At 64.4% G+C, this 18,853-nt stretch carries 16 protein-coding genes; 6 read left to right on the top strand and 10 right to left on the bottom strand.

Features of this window, described 5'->3' with window-relative positions; translation table 11 throughout:
- The first annotated feature begins 299 nt into the window (after positions 1-299).
- The 3 genes from K8U54_RS03585 to K8U54_RS03575 are packed head-to-tail and all read left to right on the top strand — an operon-like array spanning position 300 to position 5,204.
- The gene (locus K8U54_RS03585; protein ID WP_434060010.1) at positions 300-1,652 is read left to right on the top strand and encodes a TolC family outer membrane protein; all 1,353 of its coding nucleotides are present in this window, start codon (positions 300-302) and stop codon (positions 1,650-1,652) included.
- Between the two features lie 32 nt (positions 1,653-1,684).
- Positions 1,685-3,841 (top strand): type I secretion system permease/ATPase, encoded by a 2,157-nt coding sequence (locus K8U54_RS03580; protein WP_249908910.1) that lies wholly within the window; start codon positions 1,685-1,687, stop codon positions 3,839-3,841.
- Positions 3,842-3,860: 19 nt separating this feature from the next.
- The gene (locus K8U54_RS03575) at positions 3,861-5,204 is read left to right on the top strand and encodes an HlyD family type I secretion periplasmic adaptor subunit (protein ID WP_249910385.1); all 1,344 of its coding nucleotides are present in this window, start codon (positions 3,861-3,863) and stop codon (positions 5,202-5,204) included.
- 4 nt (positions 5,205-5,208) lie between these two features.
- Here K8U54_RS03575 and K8U54_RS03570 read toward each other — a convergent pair whose 3' ends face one another.
- Entirely contained in the window at positions 5,209-6,309 is a 1,101-nt protein-coding gene (locus tag K8U54_RS03570) for an enoyl-CoA hydratase/isomerase family protein (RefSeq protein ID WP_249908909.1), read from the bottom strand.
- Positions 6,310-6,340: 31 nt separating this feature from the next.
- Entirely contained in the window at positions 6,341-7,159 is an 819-nt protein-coding gene (locus K8U54_RS03565; protein ID WP_249908908.1) for an enoyl-CoA hydratase, read from the bottom strand.
- A gap of 339 nt (positions 7,160-7,498) precedes the next feature.
- On the opposite strand from K8U54_RS03565, the gene ung reads away from it, so the two are divergent.
- Positions 7,499-8,197: a uracil-DNA glycosylase gene (ung, locus tag K8U54_RS03560; RefSeq protein ID WP_249908907.1), complete on the top strand. Its 699-nt coding sequence runs from the start codon at positions 7,499-7,501 to the stop codon at positions 8,195-8,197.
- Here the strand turns inward: ung and K8U54_RS03555 are convergent, their stop codons facing one another.
- The 6 genes from K8U54_RS03555 to K8U54_RS03530 form a co-directional block, all read right to left on the bottom strand.
- Positions 8,198-9,052: a DUF6279 family lipoprotein gene (locus K8U54_RS03555; protein ID WP_249908906.1), complete on the bottom strand. Its 855-nt coding sequence runs from the start codon at positions 9,050-9,052 to the stop codon at positions 8,198-8,200. It abuts the gene before it with no gap.
- 105 nt (positions 9,053-9,157) lie between these two features.
- Positions 9,158-10,213, bottom strand: coding sequence for an AbrB family transcriptional regulator (locus tag K8U54_RS03550; RefSeq protein WP_249908905.1), 1,056 nt, complete (start codon positions 10,211-10,213; stop codon positions 9,158-9,160).
- Positions 10,206-11,720, bottom strand: a complete 1,515-nt coding sequence (locus tag K8U54_RS03545; protein WP_249908904.1) for a tripartite tricarboxylate transporter permease — start codon at positions 11,718-11,720, stop codon at positions 10,206-10,208. The genes K8U54_RS03550 and K8U54_RS03545 overlap by 8 nt, the downstream gene beginning before the upstream one ends.
- Before the next feature lie 3 nt (positions 11,721-11,723).
- Complete coding sequence (locus K8U54_RS03540; RefSeq protein WP_249908903.1) at positions 11,724-12,182, bottom strand: tripartite tricarboxylate transporter TctB family protein; 459 nt, start codon at positions 12,180-12,182, stop codon at positions 11,724-11,726.
- 85 nt (positions 12,183-12,267) lie between these two features.
- Positions 12,268-13,251: a Bug family tripartite tricarboxylate transporter substrate binding protein gene (locus K8U54_RS03535; RefSeq protein ID WP_249908902.1), complete on the bottom strand. Its 984-nt coding sequence runs from the start codon at positions 13,249-13,251 to the stop codon at positions 12,268-12,270.
- Between the two features lie 30 nt (positions 13,252-13,281).
- Positions 13,282-14,547 carry an OprD family porin gene (locus tag K8U54_RS03530; protein ID WP_249908901.1) on the bottom strand — a complete coding sequence of 422 codons (1,266 nt, stop codon included), beginning with the start codon at positions 14,545-14,547 and terminating at the stop codon, positions 13,282-13,284.
- A gap of 239 nt (positions 14,548-14,786) precedes the next feature.
- On the opposite strand from K8U54_RS03530, the gene K8U54_RS03525 reads away from it, so the two are divergent.
- Together K8U54_RS03525 and K8U54_RS03520 are read left to right on the top strand one after the other, a co-directional pair.
- The gene (locus K8U54_RS03525; protein WP_249908900.1) at positions 14,787-15,458 is read left to right on the top strand and encodes a response regulator; all 672 of its coding nucleotides are present in this window, start codon (positions 14,787-14,789) and stop codon (positions 15,456-15,458) included.
- On the top strand, positions 15,451-16,842 hold the full coding sequence (locus K8U54_RS03520; protein WP_249908899.1) for a sensor histidine kinase: 1,392 nt from the start codon (positions 15,451-15,453) through the stop codon (positions 16,840-16,842). The genes K8U54_RS03525 and K8U54_RS03520 overlap by 8 nt, the downstream gene beginning before the upstream one ends.
- Before the next feature lie 33 nt (positions 16,843-16,875).
- Here the strand turns inward: K8U54_RS03520 and K8U54_RS03515 are convergent, their stop codons facing one another.
- On the bottom strand, positions 16,876-17,712 hold the full coding sequence (locus K8U54_RS03515) for an HDOD domain-containing protein (protein ID WP_070886590.1): 837 nt from the start codon (positions 17,710-17,712) through the stop codon (positions 16,876-16,878).
- Positions 17,713-17,760: 48 nt separating this feature from the next.
- A complete protein-coding gene (locus K8U54_RS03510) occupies positions 17,761-18,702 on the bottom strand; it encodes a YgfZ/GcvT domain-containing protein (protein ID WP_249908898.1) in 942 nt (313 codons plus the stop codon).
- Positions 18,703-18,853 lie beyond the last annotated feature (151 nt).

Here is an 18,853-nt window from a genome sequence, read left to right as displayed (position 1 = left end):
CTCCATGCGCATGCGCGAGGTAAAATCTGTGAAAAGCGTCTATACCGATTTATAGCGGATAATGCTGAAAATACGTCGTCATATAATTGGCGGAAATTTATTGCGCGAGGTTAACCGCCAGACTATTGACCCTTCGGGTCTGATCATAAACAATCGGACCCATTGATGTCACTTTGATATTTTCAGCTGTTTTGTCTTCTATTAAACACTTGAAGTTCAGTGGCAATGATAGTCTTCGGCCGGTTGCTCGGCGACTTGATATACACCGATAAAACATGTCGGCTTTAACAGGGAATTTACTGACCATGCGTTTCATTGCCACGCTTCCTCTTGCCCTTGCCATTTCCGTTTCAGCCCAGGCGCAGACGTTGACCGAGGCCATGCAGAACGCACTCACCGTGCATCCTGAAATCCAGTCCGGTATCAATGCGCGGCTGGCGGTGGAAGAGGATATGAAGGCGGCGCGGGCAGGCTATCTGCCGCGTGTCGACGTGCAGGCCGGTTATGGCCGCGAGGGTACCGAGAACAACAGTACCCGTGCCAGTGACGACAGCGGTTATCGGACGCTTAACCGTTCCGAAGCCAGCCTGACCGTTCAGCAGATGCTGTTCGACGGCTTCGCCACCCGCAATGAAGTCGCTCGTCAGCGCGCTACCGTCAACGCCCGTGCCTATGCGCTGCTGGCCAACTCCGAGCGCACGGCGCTGGAGGTGGCCCAGGTCTACCTGGATGTCCTGCAGCGTCAGGAGTTGGCGCGCCTGGCAGAAGAGAACCTGCGCAGCCACGAGCGCATCTACGATCAGATTTCCCTGCGCAGCGAGCGCGGTGTCGGGCGCATGGCCGATCTCGATCAGGCCGAGGCGCGCCTGGCCCAGGCGCGCAACAACCTGCTGACCGAACAGACCAATCTGGCCGATGCCCAGATCACCTACCTGAGCGTGGTGGGTCGCGAGCCCGTCGACCTCGCCATGCCGGACAGCATGGGCGTGCACCTGCCCGAAAGCCTGACGGCTGCCCGTGACGAATTGCTGGCCAACAACCCCAACATCAGCTCGGCCGAGGCCGATGTGAAGGCGACCGAGGCGCAATACGCCGCGGCCAAAAGCATCTACTACCCACGCTTCGATGCCGAAGTGTCCACCGGCCTCAACGACAACGTCGATGGTGTGGAAGGGGAGAACAAGGAATGGCAGGCAATGGTGCGCATGCGCTACAACCTGTACGCGGGCGGTAGCGACAGCGCCAACGTGCGCTCCAGGGCGTACCTGAGCAACCAGGCCATGGATATCCGCAACAATGCATTGCGCGTGCTCAACGAGGAAGTCGGGCTGGCCTGGAACGCACTGCAGAACGCCCGCGCGCAACTGCCGATCGCTCAGCAATACGTCGACCACAGCTCCCGCGTGCGTGACTCCTACCAGAAGCAGTTCGGGCTGGGCGAGCGCACGCTGCTGGATCTGCTGGACAGCGAAAACGAATACTTCACTGCCGCCCGCCGCCTCCAGGAAGTGCGCTTTACCGAACTGTTCACCCATTACCGCATCAAGGCGACCACCGGTACGCTGCTCAAGAGCCAGGGAATCGCGGCGCCGATGGCATCCGTGCCGCTCGATACGGTCAAGACTAATGTGCAACTGCCCAACATGAACTAGAGTTCGGTTTTTTAGGTAAGGGTAAATGTGCAGTGGCAGTAGAACCTGATCCATCCCAGCCACGTAACGATCCTCGTGACCGTTACGACGATCCTCTGCTGGATAGTTTGCTGTCGTTGTGCAGTCTCCATCAGAAATCCGTCAGCCGGGCCATGCTCACTGCCGGGCTGCCGCTGCCCAAGCAGCGCCTGAGTGCCGAGTTGCTCCCCCGGGCTGCCGCCCGCGCCGGGCTGCAGGGCCGCTGGTTGCGGCGCAATCTCGACAAGATCCCCGAACTGGCGTTGCCCGCCCTGCTGTTGCTGCGCGACGGCCGCAGTGCGTTGCTGCTTGGCTGGGAGGCCGATGGGCAGGCGCGCATCATGCCCAGCGAGACGGAAGGCGGTGAGGTACGGGTCAGCATCGAAACCCTGGCCGAGGATTACAGCGGCCGGGTGTTCTTCGCCCAGCCTCAGCACAAGTTCGACTTCACCCGTGGCGAGCTCATTCCCCGAGCCAGCTCATGGTTCAAAGATACCCTCAAGCGCTCGCGCTGGCTGTATATAGACGCGGTCGCGGCCAGCCTGCTGATCAACCTGATCGGCCTGGTCACCCCGCTGTTCGTGATGAACGTCTATGACCGCGTCGTGCCCAACCAGGCCGAGGCGACGTTGTGGGTGCTGGCCGTCGGCATCTGTGGGGTGTTCATCTTCGATCTGCTGCTCAAGACGTTGCGCGGCCTGTGCCTGGACCTGGCCGGCAAGAAGACCGACATGATCATCTCTGCCACCCTGTTCGAGCGCATCGTCGGCATGGCGATGAAGCATCGTCCGGCGCGGGTCGGCAGCTTCGCCCAGAACATTCACGAGTTTCAGAGCCTGCGCGACTTTCTCGCGTCCCTGACGCTGGCCAGCGTTATCGACCTGCCGTTCACCATCCTGATTCTCGCGGTCATCGCCTACCTGGGCGGGCATCTGGTGTGGATCCCCATCCTGGCCTTTCCGCTGGTTGCGCTGATCGGTTGGGCGTTGCAAAAACCGCTGGCCAAGACCATGGAGCGCAGCATGGCCCTGGCGGCCGAGCGCCAGTCCGGCCTGATCGAGAGCTTGGCCGGCCTGGATGCGGTCAAGGTCAACAACGCGGAGAGCGAGCGTCAGTACCTCTGGGAGCAGACCATCGGCACCCTGGGCCGCTTCGAACTCAAGGCGCGGATGTTGTCGAGCCTGGCGATGAACTCGACGCTGTTGCTGCAGCAACTCGCCGGCGTGGTGATCATCGTGCTGGGCGTGTACCAGATCATCGCCGGCAACCTGAGCATGGGCGGCCTGATTGCCTGCTACATGCTCAGCTCCCGCGCCCTGGGGCCCCTGGCGCAGGTGTCCGGTCTGCTGATCCGTTACCAGCAGGCCCGCGTGACGCTGGACTCGGTCAACCAGATGATGGAGCTGCCCCAGGAGCGCCAGGCCGACGAGCGCCCCCTCAAGCGCCAGACGCTACAGGGTGGCATCGAATTTCGCCAGCTGGATTTCCATTACCCGGACCAGCAGCAGGCGGCATTGCAGGGCATCAACCTGGTGATCCGTCCTGGTGAAAAGGTCGGCATCATCGGCCGCAGCGGCTCCGGCAAGAGCTCGCTGGCCAAACTGATCGTCGGCCTCTACCAGGCCGATGCCGGCAGCCTGCTGGTCGACGGTATCGATGTGCGCCAGCTGGATGTCAGCGACGTGCGCTACAACATCGGCTACGTGCCCCAGGATATCCAGCTGTTCGCCGGCACCCTGCGCGACAATCTGGTGTCGGGCGCACGCTACGTCGAGGACGAACTGGTGCTGCAGGCCGCCGAGCTGGCCGGCGTGCACGAGTTCGCGCGTTTGCACCCCAACGGTTATGAGCTGCAGGTCGGCGAGCGCGGCCAGAACCTTTCCGGTGGTCAGCGCCAGAACGTGGCCCTGGCCCGGGCACTGCTGCTGGATCCGCCGATCCTGCTGCTCGACGAGCCCACCAGCGCGATGGACAACACCGGCGAGGAGCGCCTCAAGCAGCGCCTTGCCGCCATCAGCAAGAACAAGACACTGCTGCTGGTCACCCACCGCGCCTCGATGCTCAGCCTGGTGGAGCGGTTGGTCATCGTCGACCGGGGGCGCATCATTGCCGACGGCCCGAAAGAGAGCGTCATGGAGGCATTGAAGAAGGGGCAGATCAGTGTCAGTTAAGCACGCCTTCCAGCGCTTCATGCGCGCTGCCGCTGCCTATTTCGGCCCCCGTGACGAGGTTGGCGACGAGCCGCTGCCCGAGGTGCGCAAGGCGCTCATCGAGGATGCGCCGCGGGTGTTGCGCCTGACCCTCTGGGGGATCATCGCCTTCGTGGTGTTCTGCCTGCTGTGGGCCAATTTCGCCGAAGTCGACGAGGTGACCCGCGGAGACGGCAAGGCCATCCCGTCCTCGCGGGTGCAGAAGATCCAGAACCTGGAAGGCGGCATCGTTTCCGAGCTGTTCGTCCACGAAGGGCAGGTGGTCGAAGCCGGCACGCCCTTGCTGCGCCTGGACGACACACGGTTCGCGTCGAACGTGGGCGAGACCGAAGCCGATCGCTTGTCGCTGGCCATGCGCGTCGAACGCCTGAGCGCCGAGGTCGAAGGGCGTGAGCTGGCCATTCCCGAAGACATCGCCGCCAAGGCACCAGGCCTGGCACAGAGCGAGCGGGCGCTGTTCCTCAGCCGTCAGCAGCAGTTGCAGGACGAGATCGCCGGGCTGCAGGAACAGTTGACCCAGCGCCGTCAGGAAGTGCGGGAATACGCGTCCAAGCAAGGTCAATTCCGTAACAGCCTGGAATTGCTGCGCCAGGAGATTCGCATGTCCGAGCCACTGGTGGCTGAAGGCGCCGTTTCCCCGGTCGAGGTGCTGCGCCTCAAGCGGGCCGAGGTCGAGGCCCGCGGTCAGCTGGAGGCGACCGGCCTGGCCATCCCACGTGCCGAAGCAGCGATCAAGGAGGTGGAGCGCAAGATCGACGAAACCCGAGGGCGTTTCCGCAGCGAGGCGCTGACCCAGCTCAACGAGGTGCGCACCGACCTGAGCAAGATCGAATCCACTGGCAAGGCGCTCGAGGACCGGGTCAACCGCACCCTGGTCACTTCGCCGGTGCGGGGCATCGTCAAGCAGCTGCTGGTCAACACCATCGGCGGTGTGATCCAGCCCGGCAGCGACATGGTGGAAATCGTGCCCATCGACGACACCATCCTGGTCGAGGCGCGCATCCGCCCGCAGGACATCGCCTTCCTGCACCCGGGGCAGGAAGCCGTGGTCAAGTTCACCGCCTACGACTACACCATCTACGGTGGCCTCAAGGCCAAGCTGGAGCAGATCGGTGCAGACACCGTGACCGATGAGGAAGGCAACAGTTTCTACCTGATCAAGCTGCGCACCGAGAAAAGCCACCTCGGTACCGAGGAGCACCCGCTGCTGATCATTCCGGGCATGGTTACCTCGGTGGACATCATCACCGGCAAGAAGAGCGTACTCAGCTACCTGCTCAAGCCGATCATCCGCGCTCGCGCCGAGGCGCTGCGCGAGCGCTGATCGGTCAGGCCAGGTCGGCCAGCGGGTGATCGTCGAGCGCCGCGAAATGCGCGGCGATCACCTGCTCCGGCACCTGATTCACGTCCGGCCAGTGCCAGCGCGGGGCGTGATCCTTGTCGATCAGCCGGGCCCGCACACCTTCGGCGAACTCAGGGTGACGACAGCAGCTCAGGCTCATGCCGTATTCCATCCGAAACACCTGGGCCAATGACAGGTGCCGGGCGCGCCTGATCTGCTCCCACACCAGATGTCCGGTCAGCGGGCTGCCGCCGAGCAGGGTCTTGGCGGCCTTGGCGAGCAGGGCGTCGTCATCGTTCTCCAGGCTGGCCAGGGCTTGCCAGCTCAGGGGCAGGGTGGCCTGGTCGAGCAGCGCGTCGAGGCGCTCGCGGCGTGGCAGCCATTGCGCGGCGGGCAGCTCGCTACAGGCTTGCTGCTCGAGCGCCTTGAGCAGGCTGTGCAGTTGCAGGTCGGCCTGTTCGCGCCAGTTCAGCTGGATCAGCCCGTCGATCAGGGCGTCCTGCTGGGTGTCCAGCAGAAAACGATCGGCCAGGTTCAGGTCGAGGGCGTCGCGGGCATTCAGGGGGCTGGCGGTCAGCCCGAAGAACAGGCCCAGCTTGCCGGGCAGGCGAGACAGGAAGTGGCTGCCGCCGACGTCCGGAAACAGGCCGATGCTGATTTCCGGCATGGCCAGCCGGCTGCTCGGCGTGACGATGCGAATCCCGGCGCCCTGCAGCAGCCCCATGCCGCCACCCAGCACGTGGCCGTGAGCCCAGCAGATCAGCGGCTTGGCGTAGGTGTGCAGATAGTGATCGAGGCGATACTCACGGGCGAAGAAGCGCTCGGCAAGTTCGGGTGCCTCACCGGGGCTGGCCAGGCATTGCTTGGCCAGTTGCACCACATCGCCGCCGGCGCAGAACGCCTTGCTGCCGTTGCCGCGCAGCAGCACGCAGGCGATACCGGCGTCGTCGGCCCAGGCCCGCAGGCGATCCTGCAGGGCGTCGATCATCGGCAGCGACAGGGCATTGAGGCTGGCAGGGGCGTCCAGGCTGGCGATGGCGATGCGGTAGCCATGCAGGCTGGGGCGTTCTTCGAAGGTGACATTCATGTGCAGTTCCCGAGGCAGTTGCCGGCAGACGTCATTGATTGCGCCAGTTGGCCGTGCGCTTTTCCAGAAAGGCGTTGACCCCTTCGCGCGTATCGGCGGCGTCGAACAGATCGACGAAGCGTTCGCGCTCGGCCGGCAGCCAGGTGGCCGGCGCGCGTTCCCGGGCGCCCTGGATCAGCGGCTTGATGGCGCGTACCGCCACCGGGCTCTGGCTGGCGACCTTGGCGGCCAGCAGCAGGGCATGGCCACGGGCTTCGCCGGTATCGACCACCTGCTCCACCAGGCCGATGCGCAGTGCCGTGTCGGCATCGACCCGCTCGCCACACAGGATCATCCGTTTCGCCCAGCCTTCACCCACCAGCCAGGGCAGGTTCTGGGTGCCGCCGGCGCAGGGCAGCAGGCCGACGCTGGCCTCTGGCAGGGCCATCATGGCCTGGCGCTCGGCGATGCGGATGTCGCAGGCCAGGGCGCATTCCAGGCCGCCGCCCATGGCGTAGCCATTGATGGCCGCGATGGACACACCGCGGAAGGCGCTGAGCCGCTCGAAGGCCTCGCCGAAGCGGCTGGCCATTTCCCGGGCGCGGGCCTTGTCGCCGTCGGCGAACAGTTTCAGGTCGGCGCCGGCCGAGAAGAATTTGCCGCCCTGGCCGGTAATGACCAGGGCATAGATGTCGTCGTCGCGGTCCAGATGGTCGACAAGCTGCTTGAGACCGATCAGTGATTCCCGGTCCCAGGTATTGGCGGGCGGGTTGTTGATGGTCAGCAGGGCGGTGTGGCCGTGCTTTTCCACCGTGAGCTTGTGGGTCAGGTCGAAGATACCGGGTTTGTAGGGTTCCAGCGCCGTACTCATAAGGTGTCCTCTGCTAGCGGTGTTGTCTTTACTGTAGCGCCAAAGGCCGGCCGGCGTTACGCGATTCGGTTTGCCGTATGCCCGAATGGCCAGGCTGGTGCCGCTCGCCAGGCTACCAGCGCGTGCGCCGCCGCCGGACGAAACCACCTACCCACGCCACCGGGCTGATCGAGCATTGGCTGCTCCGTTTTAACCTGTTGCGGCTGTTCCCGTGATTCGCTTTTGGTCTAAGAAATTGCCGCCGCCAAACCTTGCCGTCGCTCTTGACCGGGGGGTTGCCTTGACTTGAGCAGGAGGCTTCTCTAGCGTGCCGGTTTCACTGGATTACCGGGAGCAGGCATGTCCGCCGCAGACAAGGTCAAGCTGGAGGCCGGCTGGAAACAGGCGCTCCACGACGAATTCGACAAGCCTTACATGAGCGCCCTGGGCGATTTCCTGCGCCAGGAAAAGGCGGCAGGCAAGGAGATCTATCCACCCGGCCCGCTGATCTTCAACGCGCTGGATTCCACGCCCCTCGATCAGGTCAAGGTGGTGATCATCGGCCAGGATCCTTACCACGGTCCAGGCCAGGCCCATGGCCTGTGCTTCTCGGTGCAGCCCGGAGTGGCCACGCCGCCGTCGCTGGTGAACATCTATAAGGAGCTCAAGCGCGACCTCAATATCGATATTCCCAACCATGGCTATCTGCAGTCCTGGGCGGAGCAGGGCGTACTCCTGCTCAACACCTCGCTCACCGTCGAGCGCGCCAATGCCGGCTCCCATGCGGCCAAGGGCTGGCAACCGTTCACGGACCGGATCATTTCGGTGGTCAGCGAGCAGCGCCCGCATCTGGTGTTTTTGCTCTGGGGCGCCCATGCGCAGAGCAAGGAGCGGCTGATCGACACCAGCAAGCATCTGGTGCTGCGTTCGCCGCACCCGTCGCCGTTGTCGGCGCATCGGGGCTTTATCGGCAACGGCCATTTCAGCCGCACCAACAAGTTCCTCGAGCAGAACGGGCTGACGCCGATCGACTGGCGTCTACCGCCGCTTCAGAACTAGTCAGCCGCTACAGATCTCTGCGGCTAGGTCGGAGCTTATGGAAGCCAGGCGCTGGGTCACCCGGTCGCGCTGGCTGTCGTCGGCTGCAGCCAGCAGGTCGCTGAGCAGTGCGGCCATGGCCTGACGCGATTGTTCGTAGGCGTGGGTGGTTTGCTCGTCATGGCCGCCGCGGCGGTTCTCCAGCACATGGCTCATGCTTTGGGCGAAGTCCGGGGCATCACGTTCATCCAGCACGCGGCGAAACTCGCCCTGCCAGCGTGCGCGGTTTTCCAGCCACAGACGGTTCTGATCGCGGCGCTCGCTGGCCCATTGGGCGACGCGCGCCTTCTGCGTTTCGTTGAGGCTGCCGAACCAGGGGTTCAGGCGTTTTTCCAGGCGTTCGGCGCGCTCGCTGATCTGGGTTTCCATGGGCGGTTCGAGAAACTTCTGTCGGTCCTCGCGGTTGTCCTTTTCCATACGGGCGTACAACCGCTGGACCTGTTCGGGGCGCAGGTCGGCGAGTAGGGCGACGGTCGTCGGGGTGGTCTGCTGCATGATGGCGTTGAAGGCCTGCTCGGCCTCGATCATCTGCGTTTCCAGTTGGCCGGCATCCGGTGCAGGCTGCTGGACCAACTGCTCGGTGCGCTGCAGCCAGTCCACGTAACGCGGCAGTTCGCTGCTGCAATGCCAGGCCAGGTGTTCCTGTAGCCTGGGCTTGAACCAGGCCTTCTGCTGTGAATCGAGATCCAGGTACTGATCCACCCGCCAGGAAATCACCCAGTCCAGGTTGCGATAGGCCAGGCCGGCCTTGCTGCAGGCACTGACCAGCAGGCCGAGCGATAGCAGCAGGAGCAAGCTCTTCAGATACCCGGGCATGTCGATTCCTCTTGGCGCGCACTGGCAAAGAGTACGCCAGCCATATCGACAGCACCCGTTTGGACATATCCGCTAAAAAAAGCCCACGGAGTCAGGCTTGGGCGGTCAGGGCTGCGGCGAGTGGCGTTGCCATAGCCGGAACAAGGGCTCGGCCAGGAACATCACCAGAAACAGGCGCAAGGCCTGCAGCGCCGTGACCAGGGCCACCGACAACTGCAGCGCTTCTGCGGTCAGGCACAGCTCGGTGATGCCGCCGGGCATCATGCCGAGCATCAGCGACACCGATTCGTTACCGCTCAGCCAGCCGATGGCCGAGCCGAGCAGCGCCGTGACGATCATCGCCAGTAGGGTGAACAGCACCACCCTCGCGAGAAAACCCGGGGCACTGCGAAAGAACGCCCGGTCGAAATGACAGCCAAGGGCGCAACCGATCAGCCACTGGCCGAGCTGACCGAGCCAGCCCGGCATGCCGATATGCAGATCGAAGGTCACGCTGGCCGCGGCGCACAGCGTCAATGGGCCGAGCATCCAGGGGTTGGGTTGCCCGAGTCGTCGCCACAGCAGAGCCAGCAAGGCACCTGCCGGTAGCAGGATGGCCAGCCAGAACCAGTCCACCGCCATCGGCGCTGCGGGTTCGACGGGCGGCAGGCCCCAGGTGAACAGTGCCGGGATCAGCAGGATGACCATCAGCAGGCGCACGCTGTGCGCAGCGGCGATGCGTGCCGGTTGCGCGCCGTGGCGACGGGACAGGTTGACCATCTCGCTGGCGCCGCCCGGCATGCTGGCGAAGAACGCCTTGGCACGATCCACCCCGGCGCGGCGCAGACCGGCAATGCCAATGGCACTGAGGGCGAGAGTAGCGAAGGCGCCGAGCAGGATGATCGTCAGGTTGCCGAGTACCTGCTCGAGCACTTCGCTGGTGAAGTGCAGGCCAATGCCGGCGGCCACCAGCCACTGGCCCACCTGGCGCCCGCCGGGCATTTCCTGGCTGAGCACACCGCTGCAGCGCAGCAGGATAACTGCCAGCAGGGACCCGATCACCCAAGGCAAAGGCCAGCCGATGAGGCTGGCCAGATAACCACCCGCTGCGCCAACCAGTGGCGTGAGCCACCAGTTGCGCAGGTGCCTGGGGTTGCCGTGGGGGGCGTCGCTATCAGGCATTGGCCGCTTCGGCCTTGCGCTGGCTGCGCTTGCGCCAGGTACGGTAGAACGGCAGGGCGATCATCGCCACGATCAGCGTCCACACGCCCCAGGTGATCGGGCTGGCGAACAGGATGCCCAGCTCGCCGTTGGAGATCGACAGGGCGCGGCGCAGGTTCTGTTCCATCAGGCCGCCGAGGATGAAGCCCAGCAGGATCGCCGACAGCGGGAAGTCCATCTTGCGCAGGATGTAGCCGGCGATGCCGATGCCGATCATCAGGTACAGGTCGAACGCGGTGGCGTGCACGGCGTAGACGCCGATCGAGGTGATGATGGCGATGGCCGGCACCAGTGCCCAGTACGGCACGGCGAGGATCTTGGTGAATATCTTGATCATCGGCACGTTCATCACGATGAGCATGACGTTGGCCACGAACAGCGAGGCGATCAACCCCCAGACGATGTCCGGCTGGTTCTGGAACAGCAGCGGGCCCGGGGTGATGTTGTACAGCGTCAGGGCGCCGAGCATCACCGCGGTGGTGCCGGAGCCGGGAACGCCGAGGGTCAGCATCGGCACCATGGAGCCGCAGGCCGAGGCGCTGTTGGCGGTTTCCGGGGCCGCCAGGCCGCGCAGGTCACCGTTGCCGAACTTGTTGTCCTTGTGGGCCAGGCGCTTTTCGCTCATGTACGCCACCGCACTGGCCAGGGTCGCGCCTGCGCCGGGCAGGATGCCCAGGCCGAAACCGACCGCGCCGCTGCGCAGGTTGGTGGCCAGCACCGACAGGCCTTCCTTCAGGTTGAAGAGCATGCGGCCCTTGGCTTCGATGGCCTTCTGACCGTGGTGGGTACGCTCCAGCAGCACCAGAATCTCGCTGACCGAGAACAGACCCAGTACCAGCACCACGAACTGGATGCCATCGGCCAGGCCCAGGCTGCCGAAGGTGAAGCGGTACACGCCGCTGTTCGAATCGATACCGACGCACGACAGGAACAAGCCAATACAGGCCGCGATGGCGGTCTTCATTGGTTTGTTGCCGGCCATGCCTGCCAGGCAGACGATGGCGAACACCATCAGCACGAAGTATTCGGCCGGGCCGAAGGCCACTGCCCACTTGGCCAGCAGCGGGGCGAAGATCACCACCCCACAGGTCGCCATCAGGCCACCGACGAACGAGCTCCAGGCGGAGATCGACAGGGCCACACCGGCCTTGCCCTGGCGCGCCAGCGGGTAGCCGTCCAGGGTGGTCATCACCGCCGAGGCTTCGCCCGGGATGTTCAGCAGGATCGAGGAAATACGGCCGCCGTATTCGCAGCCCAGGTACACGGCGGCGAGCAGGATCAGCGCGGTTTCCGGTGGCAGGCCGAGGGCGAAGGCGATCGGGATCAGCAGGGCCACGCCGTTGATCGGGCCCAGGCCCGGCAGCAGGCCGACGATGGTGCCGATCAGGGTGCCGCACAGGGCGGTGAACAGGTTGTAGGGGCTCAGGGCGACGCCGAAGCCCTGACCCAGGTAGCTAAAAGTATCCACGGATCAGATCTCCAGGGAGGACAGGATGCCGAGCGGCAGCGGTACGTCGAGGATTTTGTCGAACAGCAGGTACAGACCGATGGCCAGTACCACGCCGGAAATCACGCTGGCGACCCAGGTGCCTTCGTACAGGCGCGCCATGGCGATGCCGAAAATCAGGCTGGCCGGCACGAAGCCCAGGGGTTCGAACAGGGCGGCGTAGATGGTGAGGATCACCACGCAGCCGACCACCTTGCCGATCACGTGACGATCCAGAGGCGGCTCGTCGCTGTGCGAGGCGCTGCTCGAAGGCTTCTTGACCAGCAGGTAGATGGCGCCCAGACCCATGAGGATCAGCAGCAGCATCGGGTAGGCACGGGGGCCCACCGGTTCATAGGAGAAGGGCGCGTGATAGCCCCAGGCAACGATGCCCAGCGCGACACAGGCGAGCAGCAGCACGACGCCGAAAATGCGTTGCGACATTGAGGAAATCCTCTTTTTTTGCATGGCGAAGGCACCCCCTGGGCGGTGCCCAGAGGATGACGGGGTAAAGGATGCGGAGCGGGTGTTACTGCTGGATCAGGCCGAATTCCTGGGCCAGTTCCTTGTATTGCGCGACCTGCTTCTTGACGTAGGCGTCCAGCTCGTCACCGGTCATGGCGAACGGGTAGAGCTCGCGATCCTCACGCAGCTTGGCGAAGTCTTCGGAGGCCAGCAGCTGGTCGAAGGAATTCTTCCACCAGGTGTAGGCTTCGTCGCTGACCTTCGGGCCGAGGTAGAAGCCGCGGATCACCGGCCAGACCACATCGAAGCCCTGCTCCTTGGCGGTCGGAATGCTGGCGACCACGTCACCCGGCAGGCGCTCTTCGGAGAACACCGCGAGAATGCGCATGTCACCGCTTTCGATGTGTGGCACCGAGTCGGAGATATCGGTACTGGCTACCTGGATGTGGCCACCGAGCAGGGCGGTGGCCAGCTCGCCACCCCCTTCCATTGCCACGTAACGCAGTTCCCGTGGGTCGATGCCGGCAGCGCGGGCGATCAGCGCGGTCTGCATCCAGTCCTGGCTGCCAACGGTGCCGCCGGAGCCGATCACCACCTTGCCCGGGTTGTCTTTCAGCGCCTTGACCAGATCGTCGAGGGTCTTGAACGGCGAGTCCTTGCGTACCGCCAGGGCGCCATAGCTGGTGCCGACGCCGGCCAGCCACTTCACGGCGTTCTCGTCGAAACGGCCGAACTTGCCCTGGGCCAGGTTGAGCAGCGAGCCGCTGGAGAAGGCGGTGATGGTGCCCGCTTCGGACGGACGCTGGGCGACCACCGCGTTGTAGGCCACCGCACCGACGCCGCCGGGCATGTAGGTCACACGCATCGGTGATTTGAGCAGCTTGCTTTCCACCAGCGCGCTCTGCGCCAGCTTGCAGGTCAGGTCGAAGCCGCCGCCGGGGGCCGCCGGCGCGATGCATTCCGGACGACGGGGCTCGTCGGCCAGCAACGGGCCTGCGAAGGCCATGCAGGCGGCTGTCAGGGCTATACGGGTAAAGGTTTTTTTCATGGGACGGGTCCTCAGAGTTTTTATTGTGAGTTACCAAATTGGCAGCGAGTAGCCAACGATGATGCGGTTTTCATCGGCATCGCGGGCGAAATCGGAGCGGAAGCTGGCATTGCGCAAGCGCACGTAGAGATCTTTCAGCGCGCCGCTCTGCACCACGTACTTGAGTTCGATGTCGCGCTCCCAATCGCCGCCGGTCTGGTTGCTGCCGCTGATCTTGGCGTCGTCACCGCTGATGTAGCGGGTCATGAAGCTCAGGCCAGGAACGCCGACCTTGGCGAAGTCGAAGTCGTAGCGGGCTTGCCAGGAACGTTCGTCGGCGTTGGCAAAGTCGTTGATCTGCACGAAGTTGACCAGGAACGGATCGCTGCCATCGATGTAGGCGAAGCCGGTGTCGCCGCTCATGTCCTGATAGCCGAGGCCGAACTTGTGGCTGCTGATGGCGTAACTGACCATGCCGTTCAGGGCGCGGTTGTCGATCTTGCCGGCCTTGGACGCGCCGCTATCGTTGCTGATGGTCAGGCGCAGGTCGCTGGAGAGTACGCCGGCGCCCAGGGGGTGCTTGGTCTGCAGCCCGAAGAAATGCTGGCGATAGATATCGTCGAGGTCGGCGAAGTAATACCGCCCCGTCACGTTTTTGCTGAACGCATAATCGAGACCCGCGAGGTCGAGATGGTCGGCGGTGATGCCGCCGGCATAACGGCCGTTCTTGCTGTTGAGCACGAGGTCTTCGGAGTTGGTCGAGGCACGGTCGATGACCTTGTCCAGGCGACCACCGGTGAAGGTCAGGCCGTCCAGTTCGGACGAGGTCAGCAGGCCGCCTTCGAATACCTGCGGCAGCAAGCGGCTGTCGCTGGCCTTGATCACCGGCAGCTCGGGAATGTGCGAGCCGTAGCGCAACTCGGTTTCGGACACCTTGAGCTTGGCGGTCAGGCCCAGACGGGAGAACTCGTCCGGCGTGCCGCCGTCGTCCTGAACCGGCAACAGGTCGGTACCGGTGCGGCCGCCGCCGGAATCCAGCTTGACGCCCAGCATGCCCATCGCATCGACGCCAAAACCGACGGTGCCTTCGGTGAAGCCGGAGCGCAGGTCCAGCAGGAAACCCTGACCCCATTCTTCGCGTTTGTTCTGGCCAGTGCCTTCGCGGAAATCACGGTTCAGGTAGATATTGGTGGTGGTCAGGCTGGCAGAGCTGTCTTCGACGAAAGCAGCGTGAGCCATTGGGGCGAGCAGCGCGGTTGGCAGTGCGAGGCTGAGCAAGCTCAACGGCGAGATGGCCTGGCGCATGGCTGTTGGCATGTGGGGTAACTCCATTGTTGTTATTGTTTTCACGATCGCACGGCACGGCGCAGATCGTTTTGTGAGCGGATCGAGCCGCCCTGGAGCGATCCTAGAAGTGCAACCTTTCATCAACCTTTCAATGGGGCAAGTTGTTGCATATGTGCCGTCGTTGCACGCCGTAACTGCCAACTCCTCGCACTAGCGGTAAACTCTCGCCACACATGGCGGTCAAGTCCATGGTTCGGTTGGAGGTTGCAGTGCGAATTCTGCTGGTCGAGGATCATCCGCAATTGGCGGCAAGCGTCACCCAGGCGCTCAAGAGCGCGGGTTGGACGGTGGATGTTCTGCATGATGGCGTGGCGGCAGATCTCGCCCTCGGCAGCGAGGAGTACGCCCTGGCGATTCTGGATGTCGGCCTGCCACGCATGGACGGCTTCGAGGTCCTGGCCCGTTTGCGCGCCCGTGGCAAGACGGTGCCGGTGCTGATGCTCACGGCCCGCGGCGAGGTCAAGGACCGCGTGCACGGCCTCAACCTGGGCGCTGACGACTACCTGGCCAAACCCTTCGAACTGAGCGAGCTGGAGGCGCGGGTCAAGGCCTTGCTGCGTCGCAGCATGCTCGGTGGCGAGCAGCAGTTGCGCTGTGGCGACCTGGTGTATGACCTAGATACCCGGCGCTTCACCCTGCTGGAGGAAAGCCTCGCCCTGACTTCCCGTGAACAGGCCGTGCTCGAGGCGATGATCTCCCGGCCCGGGCGGGTCATGAGCAAGGAACAGCTGGCCTCCCAGGTGTTCGGCCTGGACGAGGAGGCGAGCGCCGATTCCATCGAGATCTACGTCCATCGCCTGCGCAAGAAGCTCGAAGGCGGTGCGGTGCGTATCGTCACCTTCCGCGGTCTGGGTTATCTGCTGGAAGCCACGGGTGGTTAGCCCCGGCAGTTTGCGTGGCCGGCTGATTCGCCGGCTGGCCGTGCTGTTCACGGTGATCCTTCTGGTCAGCAGCCTGACCGCCTACTGGAGCGCCCGGCACGCCGCCGATACGGCCTATGACCGCACCCTGCTGGCATCGGCACGGGCGATCTCCGACGGGCTCTACGCCGTCGAGGGCATGCTCAGCGCCAACGTACCCTATATCGCCCTGGACACCTTCGCCTACGACAGCGCCGGGCGTATCTACTACCAGGTGCTCGGGCCCAAGGGTGAACTGGTTTCGGGTTACGAAGACCTGCCAGCGGCGCCCCCAGACACGCCGCGAACCAACGATTACCCGGCACTGGCCAAATTCTACGACGGCGACTACCGCGGCCAGGGGGTGCGGGTGGTGAGCTTTCTGCAGCCGGTCAGCGAGCCCGGTTACAGCGGGGTCGCCGAGATCCGCGTGGCTGAAACTCAGGGCGCCCGGGAGCGCATGACCCGCGACCTGCTGTTGGGCACGCTGTGGCGGATGGGCTTGCTGTCGCTCAGCGCGCTGCTGCTGGTCTGGTTGGCGGTGAGCGCCGGGTTGCGCCCGCTCGAAAGCCTGCGCAGGACGGTCGCCGCACGCAGCAGCGACGACCTGCGGCCACTGCCGGACGAGGACATGCCCAGGGAGCTGCGACCGCTGGTAAACGCCCTGAATCAGTTCAACGACCGCCTGCGCGGCCTGTTCGAGCGACAATCGCAGTTCATCGCCGATGCCTCCCATGAGCTGCGCACGCCCCTGGCGGCGCTCAAGGCCCGGGTCGAGCTGGGCTTGCGCGATGAGGATCCGCGTATCTGGCACGCGACGCTGGAAGACGCCGCCCTCAATGCCGATCGCCTGACCCACCTGGCCAACCAGTTGCTGTCACTGGCGCGGATCGAAAGCGGCGCGCGGGCGATCGCCGAGGGCGGCGCATTACGCCTGGATCTCAGCCAGCTGGCTCGCGAACTGGGTATGGCGTTGGCGCCCCTGGCCCATTCGCGCGGCGTCGCCCTGGCGCTGGAGGCCGAGCAGCCGGTGTGGATTCGCGGCGAGCCGACGCTGCTCAACGAGCTGTTGTGCAATCTGGTCGACAACGCCATGGCCTATACCGAAGCCGGCGGCAACGTCATCCTGCGGGTGCAGGAGCCGGGCGTGCTGGAGGTCGAGGATGATGGGCCGGGCATTCCCGAGGAGGATCGGGAGCGGGTATTCGAGCGTTTCTACCGACGCCAGGCCCAGGGGCTGGGCGCTGGCCTGGGGCTGGCCATCGTCGGTGAGATCTGCCGCGCCCACCGGGCCGATATCAGCCTGCATCAGGCCAGCCCCCATGGGCTGCTGGTGCGCGTGGTATTTCGCGGCGAGGCCGGTTGACCGCGGGGCGAGGCAGGCCTCGCCCCGCTGCGATCACTGCAGCATGGTCATGGCAGCGTCCATGGCCGCCGACAGATCTTCGTCGGCATGGATATCCAGGTCCGGCTTGATGCCGAGCTTGGCGAACGCCGGGATCTGGCTCCAGTCCAGCTGGGTGTAAGGGTGCGGGGTGCCGAGATGGCTCTGCAGCGTGGCGACCTGGACGATGTCCACATAATCGACCTTGCCACCGTCGCGGCTGAAGTTCAGGTACTGGCTCGGGATGCAGGCGATCATTTCCGGGAATTCCCAGGTGCGCAGGATCTTGTCGCCGATGATCGGGTGGATCTGCTCGATCACGTGGTTGAGGCTGATCGAGTCGGCCAGCAGCTCGCTGTGCTCTTCGGCGTAGGTGAGAATCGGCAACACGCCAATCTGGTGCACCAGGCCGGCGAGGGTGGCCTGATCCGGCATCAGGCGGGTGTAGTGGCGGCACAGCACGTGGCAGATACCGGCGATCTCGGTGCTCTTGGTCCACACTTCGCGCATCTTGCGGTCGACCACATCGGTGGTCGCCTGGAACATCTGCTCCATGGCCAGGCCGGTGGCCAGGTTGCAGGTGTAGTTGATGCCCAGGCGGCCGATGGCCATCTGCAGATCGGTGATTTCCCGGTTGGTGCGCAGCAGCGGGCTGTTCACCACCTTGATGATGCGCGCGGTGAGCGCTGCATCGTTGCCGATCACCTTGGTCATCTCGGGAATGCCGACGTTGGGATCCTCCGCCGCTTCGCGAACCTTCAGGGCGACCTCGGGCAGGGTAGGCAGCACCAGTTCATCGTGGTCGATGGCCCTGGTCAGATCCAGCAGGACTTTTTCGGCGAGTTTGCTCATGAAATTCTCGTTATTGGCGGAGTGAGGGCAGACGCTACGCAGTGTACGTCAGCGCTGGATTTCGCGGTTGCTGTCCAGCGCGTACGGCAGCTCGAGCAGGTCGAGCGGTAGACCTTCGAGGCTGCCCAGGTGAACGCGGCCATCGAGCGCGGCATCTTCCTGCACGACCGCCAGCAGCTCGACACCCTCGGCACTCGCGGCGGCCAGCACCACTTCGCCCACCGCGCTGCGGTGCACGGGGGAGAACAGTTCGGTACCAGGCACGGGCGGTTGCTCGCCGGCCATGCGCAGGCGATACAGGCGGCGCTTGAGCTTGCCCAGGTACTGCATGCGGGCGACGATTTCCTGGCCGGTGTAGCAGCCCTTCTTGAAGCTCACACCGCCCACGGCCTGCAGGTTGATCATCTGCGGGATGAACAGCTCGCGGGTCGTGCCGGTCACCTGGCCAATGCCCGCACGGATCTGTGCGAGCAACCAGTCATTGAGGCTGGCTTCGGCGAGCTGCTCGCTCAGGCGTGCGCGCAGGGTTTCGGCCTGCTCGGCCGGGGCCCATAACTCGGCGCGGCCGTCGCTGAGGCGAATGGCGAGCAGCGAGTCCGTACTGGTCACGCTGTCGGCCTGGGTGGCGAGATCCAGTCCCAGGGCCTGCAGGACGGCATCCGCGCCACCCAGGCCGAAGCGAACCCAGGCGGCGCTTTCATCGCCCAGCTTGGCCTTGGAGAACACCGCATATTTCTGCAGTTCGGCGAGCTGCGGTGCCAGCAGCTCCTGGCTCATGGCCAGGAGAAAACCGTCGGCTACGCTGACGATACGAAAGCTCGACAGCATACGGCCCTTTGGCGTGCAGCGAGCGCCCAGGCTCGAGCCGCTGGTGCCGAGGTAGTTGATGTTGCAGGTGATCTGGCCCTGCAGGAACTTGCCTGCATCGGGGCCGCGCACGGCAAGGATGCCTTCGTGGGTGAGCGGGCAAAAGAAAGCGCTGTCGGCCATGGTCGAGACAATCGTGGGCAAAGAATGAGGCTGCCATGATAAGAGCAGCGGCAAGCGTCTAGCTACAGGCAAAAGCGCCGCCTGGCGTTTCGGCTGGCGACGCTGATGCAAGCGGCCGCTGTTGGTATACTGCCGGCCTTTTTCCGAGGAG

The sequence above is a fragment of the Pseudomonas fulva genome (genome assembly GCF_023517795.1).
GTDB lineage: Bacteria > Pseudomonadota > Gammaproteobacteria > Pseudomonadales > Pseudomonadaceae > Aquipseudomonas > Aquipseudomonas fulva_D.
The sequence above is the reverse complement of the archived record's forward strand: the minus strand, read 5'-3'. Positions and strand labels throughout refer to the sequence as shown.